The organism is Streptomyces sp. NPDC048462, from assembly GCF_043200175.1.
Taxonomy (GTDB): domain Bacteria; phylum Actinomycetota; class Actinomycetes; order Streptomycetales; family Streptomycetaceae; genus Streptomyces.
This window is the reverse complement of sequence record NZ_JBICXG010000042.1, coordinates 45,695-52,222: the sequence shown is the minus strand read 5'-3', so window position 1 is coordinate 52,222 and position 6,528 is coordinate 45,695. Positions and strand designations below refer to the sequence as shown.

Here is a 6,528-nt window from a genome sequence, read left to right as displayed (position 1 = left end):
CGATCACCGATCGCCTTCGAGGACGCCCTCCACCTCACACCAACTACGCTGGCACCTGCCGCATAACCCGTGTTCAGGATTCGGGGTCAAGGCCCGTGGTCTCCTCGCGGGCGTGCGAGGAGACCCCGGAATCTGTGGCAAAGACCTACCCATGGCGTTGCCGCACGACCTACGTCCTTGTTTCTACACCCCCGAGCACCGCCCACGCGGGCCCATCAGGGGGCAGTGGGGACAAAGTGCCCCAGCACCTTCATCCCAAGCTGGGCGGTTCCGAGGAACGACACCCCGCTACTGCAGAGCGCGGCCAGCGGCGACGCCCCCAGCGCAAAGACGACCGCTCCGGCCCCCAGGGCCGCGACGACGGCCAATAGCAGCACGACAGCAATAGAAAGAACCTTGACTCCAGCAGTCACTTATATTCCCTTTCCCCGGCCACAACACGGGTCGCCGAGACGCGACGCCAGGAGGCAGCCGAGCCCCGACCACCCCTGACGACAACGACAGGCATGATCGAAAACAAGTGCTGCCGGCTCAACACCCGAAGGCGGCTGCCTGCTCTGTCGTCGCTTCAACAGGCATATCTGCCGAAGCCTCGGACGTACACAGGGAAAGACTGCCCAACAATCCACTAGGCCGGTGGAATCGATGTACACAATACACCATGTCCGTCAAGAGGTGGCACTGAATTACGCCCGGACGGAACGGAGTTGGTAGTACCCGACCTCGCGCACTTCCGAGACCTGTTCGTCGTTGGGGCAGGCCGCTCGTTTCAGGAAGCCGATCGGCTAACACCATGCTCCGATCGAGGAGGCCGCTGCCTCACATCTATCTCGTACTGCCTCCGACCCAGACCGGGGGATATGGGGTGGGCGCAGCCACCGTACGATCCAGCGCCGTTGTTCCTCGAACCCTGGCTAGCTGTGACCACTCGTCCCAGTGAACGTGGCGAGAATGACGAGTTCTGCGCCGTCCGACTTGCCACCGTTGCCATATGGGTGCACTTCGGGCAGTGACTGGTGGCCTCCCAGGGGCGGGGGCCGGCTATGAGGTTGCGTACGTGGATGAGGGAGGTGGCGAACACCGCATAGCCCTGCACGACGCGCACTTCGTGCCGTTCGAGGAATGCCGTCCTGTGAGGTCGTTCCCGTCGTGGAAGGGGCAGCGCAACTATCCGGGGCTGTGGTGGTCAGCCACACTCGGTCGGCACGTGGGTTACGAGTCCTGGCTGGAGCGTGATCACGCGATACTGCTGGACTTCGACCAGCAGGTCACGGGGTTCGCGTCACAGCCGATGTGGCTCTTTTGGACGGCAGGTGGACGTCGCCGGTCGCACGCTCCGGACTATTTCGCGCGGACATCGGACGGCACCGGACTGGTGGTGGACTGTCGACCTCTGAACCGGATCAAGCCGCGGGACGCGGAGGCGTTCGCCGCGACCGAGCAGGCATGCCGCGAGATCGGCTGGGAGTTCCGCTTGGCCGGGGCACTGGATGGTGTCCTGTTGGCGAACGTCCGCTGGCTGGCAGGATACCGGCACCCCCGCCATTTGGTGGGCGCCGTCGCGGACCGGCTATTGGGTGCCTTCGGCCGCGAGAGAGCCTTGCGTGATGGGGTGGAGCGGGTGGGTGATCCGATCGCGGTCCTGCCGGTGCTGTTCCATCTGCTGTGGTCAGGGCGCTTGGCGGCGGATCTGTCTGTACTGCTGGGTGAGTACACCCTGGTCCGCAGGGCGGAGGCGGCGTGATGGCTGGGCTGTCGTCCCGACCCGGGGTGCTGCGGGTTGGTGACCGGGTGCTGTTCGAGGAGACCGGGCAGACGGTCGTTGGCATCGAAGGCACCGCCGTGCGCCTGCACGGCGACGACGGGCGGGACCAGGTCGTCCTGTTGCCCTACCTGCTGGCCTCGGACAGCTTTGCGCTGATCGGCTCTGCCTCGGACTCGGAGGAGTTTGCCTCGGTCGGGGTCCTGGAGTCGTTGCCGCCTGCGGCAGTGGTCGAGGCCCGGTTCTGGGAACGACATGTGACAGAAGTTGAGTGCGGATTGCCTTGCGATGCCGCACCGGGCAGCCGTCCCCGCCCGGATTACGATCTGGCCCGCACGTCGCTGGCGGAACGGGAGCGGACCAAGGCCGATGAACTGGCGGTGCTTGGGCAGCCGGTGGGGAGGCGGACGCTGCAACGGATGCGGGCCCGCTATCGGGCTCAAGGCTTGTTCGGCCTGGTGGACCGCCGGGCGATGCGCCCTTCGTCTCCAACCGGACGGACCGACCAGCGGGTGATCGACGCGATCGTCCGTGCGATTGGCGAGGAGGCCGACGTGTCCACGGGCACCCGCTCGCGCCTGATGCGGCGAGTCCGGCGGATCCTGGACGACGTGCACGGGCCCGGAGCGGTCCCGATGCCATCCCGGACAACCTTCTATCGCCTGGTCGACCAGCTGTCCGCGGGGCGACATACCTTCGCCGCGGCCACCACCCGGCGGCAGAACGCCAACCGGCCGACAGGCCCCTTCACCCCGACCCTGGCTAGCCGTCCGGGCGAACAGGTGCAGATCGACACCACCAAGCTCGATCTGCTGGCCGTCCTCGACGACGGAACCGTCCGCCGGCCGGAGCTGACCATTGCGGTCGACATCGCCACGCGGTCGATCTGCGCGGCAGTCCTGCGGCCGGAGAGCACGAAGGCGGTGGACGCCGCCCTGCTGTTGGCGAAGATGCTCGTGCCCGAGCCGATGCGACCGACCTGGCCCAAGGCCCTCGCCGCGTCGGCTTCCCGGCTTCCACACGCCCGGCTGATGGCGATCGACGCTCGGTTCGAGCACGCTGCCGCGAAACCGGTGATCGTCCCAGAGACCATCGTCACCGATCACGGCACTGTCTACTTGTCCCGGACGTTCACCTCCGCCTGCCAGCGCTTGGGTATCTCCGTCCAGCTTGCCCACCCCGGCACCCCGACCGACAAGGGCGTCGTCGAGCGAACGTTCTCCTCAATCAACACCCTGTTCTGTCAGTATGTCGCCAGCTACACCGGACGGGACGTCAGCCGGCGCGGCGTCGACCCGGCCCGCAAAGCGGCCTTCAGCCTTGCTGAACTCGACGACCTGCTACAGGAATGGGTCATCGCCGGGTGGCAGATGCGCCCACACGACGGACTGGTACACCCATTCCTGCCCGGTCGGCCCCTGGCCCCCAACGACGCCTACGCGCTCCAGGTCGCCGCCAGCGGCTACCTGCCGATGCCGCTCGGCCCGTCCGACTACATCGAGCTGCTGCCGCTGACCTGGCGGGTGATCAACGACTACGGCATCCGCATCGCCAACCGCACCTACGACGCGTCCGAGTTGGCTGCCTACCGCAGGCAGTCCTCCGGTGTCGCGGTCCAGCGCGGCAAGTGGGAGGTCCACTACGACCCCCACGACCTCAGCCACATCTTCGTACGCAACCACCACCAAGGCGGCTGGATCGCCGCCGAATGGACCCTGCTACCCCTCGTCGCCCGCCCATTCTCCGACGCACTCTGGCGCCAGGCCCGGCGCCAAGTCGTCGAACGCGGCCAGGACGGCGACGACCAGACCGCCGTCGCCAGGGCCTTGGACGCGCTGCTGCGACGGGCAGAACGACAGGCGGGCGAGTCCCGCCAAATTCCGCCTTCCAGGGCGGGGGCGACGCCTGCGGCGATCCCACTGCGGACGGCCTCGGAACTCGATATGGACAGTGGCGACGACCCGGAGGAGACCTCTCCCACGGAGCTGGCCAAGGTCATCCCGTTCGGCGTCTTCGACCCCTTCAGCGAGGAGGACTACCGGTGACCGCGACCGAGACGGCCGACCGTGAGTTCCCCCTGACCACGAAGGAGGGATGGAGCCGATTCGTCCAATACGCTCCGGTCAGCGCACCCCTGCTGGACCGCCCCGCGCTGCTGGCCCTGAGCGATATCGAGCGCGAGCTCTACGATGAGGCCCGGGCCGAGCATCACACCCAGCTGTTCGTCGCGAAGACCCCGACCATGATGGAAGTGATCCGCACCGGTCGGGAGCTGACCCTCCTCAACCGTCGCCAGGTCTCCGCCCGCCGCGGCCTGATCGTCTCCGGCGAGGCCGGCACCGGCAAGACGACCGCGATTACCCAGCTCGGCAAGGCCCACGAACAGCACGTCCGTCGCCGCCTGCCCGCCGACTGCGGGCCCCGGCAGCCCGTCGCCTATGTCACCGTCCCCCCGGCCGCCACCCCGAAAATGCTCGCGATCGAGTTTGCCCGGTTCCTAGGCATCCCCCTGTCGCGCCGCATGAACCAGACCGAGATCACCAACGCGGTCTGCGAGGTCCTGGCCGAACTGCGCTGCGAACTGGTCCTAGTCGACGAGATCCACAACATCTCGCTCACCACCAGGTCCGGCGCAGAAGTCTCCGACCAGCTCAAATACCTCTCAGAGCGGATTGCGGCCACGTTCGTCTACACGGGCATCGACGTCGAGTCCGCAGGACTGTTCGCCGGCACCCGCGGCAAGCAGATCGCCGGACGCTTCGTCAGCATCCACGCCGAACCGTTCACCATCGCTACCCCCGCCCATAGTCAGGAATGGCTCGCGCTGCTGGCCACCATGGAACAGTCCCTGCGACTTCACCGACACACTTCCGGGATGCTGGCCACCCACGCGGACTTCCTCTACCAGCGCACCTCAGGCATGATCGGCAGCCTCGCGCACCTGATCAGGGCCGCGGCCCTGCGGGCTATGACCTCCGGCACCGAGAAGATCACCAAGCAGCTGCTGGCAGAGATCCCCCTCGACACCGCCGCCGAGACGAGTGCACCGCTCAGCGCGCGTTCGCGCCGAGCCCGCACCGCACAGAGACGCGCCGGATGAACCGCGACGAGCACGCTCCTGAAGCCCTGACACCTGCAAGAAGCCTGACCATCCCCGTGCGTCCTTGGGGAGGTGAGTCCCTACCCTCCTACGTCGCCCGTCTCGCGCATGCCAATCGCACTCCGCATACGGCTCTCTGGCGGCACATCGGAGTGCCCTACAGAGCCGGAGCAAGCAGCACGACGCTGCCCTGGGAAGCCACCCTCAACCAGCCTGCCGCCGCACGACTTGCCGTCATGTCCGGGATTCCCGTCGAGCGGTTACGCAAGGCTCTTCCCGCACTCTCCTGGTCAACCCGCGAGGCATCGGCGCTACCCACCGACGTCCCCACTGTCTGGATGCGCCAAGCTCATTCACCCAACGCGGTGATCTGCCGGCAGTGCACCGTCCGCCGAGGCGTCAGCGCCGAGGTCAGAGCGCACTTGGCCCTGCCCGACATCGTGTGTCACCGCCACTACGTATGGCAGTCACCCGAGCCTCGGGACATCTCCACGGTCCCCGAGATCGGACGAGCACAGCGAAAGCTTCGCAAGTTCCGGAATGCCCACGGTAGCCACATCATGGCCTGCTGCATCCGAGACGCCCGCTGGATCATCGGCGGCTGGGCCAGCATCCCAAGCCGAGAGCCGCTATTCGAAGACCTCTGGCAACACCGCCGCATGAAGCTGGGCCTGCCCCACTGGTTCCGCAGCTGGGACCTGACCACCCACATCATGGCCCACCCGGAAATCGTGACCCTCGCCTCGGCGCTTGCACCGATCTACCTCGACACGGGTTACCTCCAGCGCCCCGGCTTCCGGGAGTGGGAGTTCAAAGCACACCTGCGATCCCGTCTCGGCCTGGACCCCCGGCGCAACCCCACGGGCGACCCCATCAACAAGTTCTTCTACACGGTCCAGATGGACCGGGCCCGCTGGCGGAACCCCAAAAGCGCCATGATCACGGAGACAGCGACACCGCGAACCGCTCAGTGATCATGGCGAACCCCAGCCCAGAAGACACCCCTCTCGCCACCCTCACTGAGAAAGAACACCAGGTCAGGCAGTGGCCGAGGCGAATTGTCAGTGGTGGCCGTCACGATGGATACAGACGGCCACCGAGCCGTTACGAGACAGGAGGTTCTGTCATGGCCCACTCGTCCGCAGCAGCCGCCCCGCGACGCCGCGCAGACGGCCCTGCTCCCTCACCGACCGGCCCGGCGCACGACGTCCACCCCGTTCTCCGGCGCGCCGCGGCGCCGCCCGCCGCTCTCGATCTCCTCGCCAAGGCCCGCGCCGGCCTCGAAGAGGCAGCTGTTCTCGACGTGCCCAACGAGCGGTATGCCACCGCTCACCTCGCCGCGCTGCGCGCCGCCGCCGCTGTCCTCGCCGTCCGGGGCCGCCCCGAGACCTCCCGGCGGCGGCGCGAGCGGATCCGCAGCACCTGGGAGGTCCTCCCGGAGCTCGCCCCCGAGCTGACCGAGTGGAGCGCGCTGTTCGCCTCGGGGGCCCGGCGCCGGGCGCGCGCCGAGGCGGGCATACCCGGTGCGGCCGGCCGGCGCGACGCGGACGATCTGCTGCGGGACGCCGCGATGTTCCTGCGCCTGGTGGAGCGGCTGCTGGTCCTCCAGCCGGTGCTCCCGCAGCCCCGCGGGGAGCGCTCCGACGAGTGATGGCGGTGCGGGCGG

6 protein-coding genes are annotated in these 6,528 nt (G+C 67.7%); 5 read left to right on the top strand and 1 reads right to left on the bottom strand.

From position 1 onward, the window contains the following. Positions 1–215: 215 nt before the first annotated feature. Positions 216–413, bottom strand: a complete 198-nt coding sequence (locus ACGFU6_RS37270) for a hypothetical protein (protein WP_393616996.1) — start codon at positions 411–413, stop codon at positions 216–218. Positions 414–1,057: 644 nt separating this feature from the next. On the opposite strand from ACGFU6_RS37270, the gene ACGFU6_RS37265 reads away from it, so the two are divergent. The 5 genes from ACGFU6_RS37265 (at position 1,058) to ACGFU6_RS37245 (ending at position 6,513) form a co-directional block, all read left to right on the top strand. Continuing rightward, positions 1,058–1,744: a TnsA-like heteromeric transposase endonuclease subunit gene (locus ACGFU6_RS37265; protein WP_393616995.1), complete on the top strand. Its 687-nt coding sequence runs from the start codon at positions 1,058–1,060 to the stop codon at positions 1,742–1,744. Between the two features lie 47 nt (positions 1,745–1,791). Further along, complete coding sequence (locus ACGFU6_RS37260) at positions 1,792–3,807, top strand: Mu transposase C-terminal domain-containing protein (protein ID WP_393616994.1); 2,016 nt, start codon at positions 1,792–1,794, stop codon at positions 3,805–3,807. Continuing rightward, complete coding sequence (locus ACGFU6_RS37255; protein ID WP_393616993.1) at positions 3,804–4,862, top strand: TniB family NTP-binding protein; 1,059 nt, start codon at positions 3,804–3,806, stop codon at positions 4,860–4,862. The genes ACGFU6_RS37260 and ACGFU6_RS37255 overlap by 4 nt, the downstream gene beginning before the upstream one ends. Further along, positions 4,859–5,836 (top strand): TniQ family protein, encoded by a 978-nt coding sequence (locus ACGFU6_RS37250; RefSeq protein ID WP_393616992.1) that lies wholly within the window; start codon positions 4,859–4,861, stop codon positions 5,834–5,836. The genes ACGFU6_RS37255 and ACGFU6_RS37250 overlap by 4 nt, the downstream gene beginning before the upstream one ends. A gap of 152 nt (positions 5,837–5,988) precedes the next feature. Continuing rightward, complete coding sequence (locus tag ACGFU6_RS37245) at positions 5,989–6,513, top strand: SAV_6107 family HEPN domain-containing protein (RefSeq protein WP_393616991.1); 525 nt, start codon at positions 5,989–5,991, stop codon at positions 6,511–6,513. The last annotated feature ends 15 nt before the right edge of the window (positions 6,514–6,528 follow it).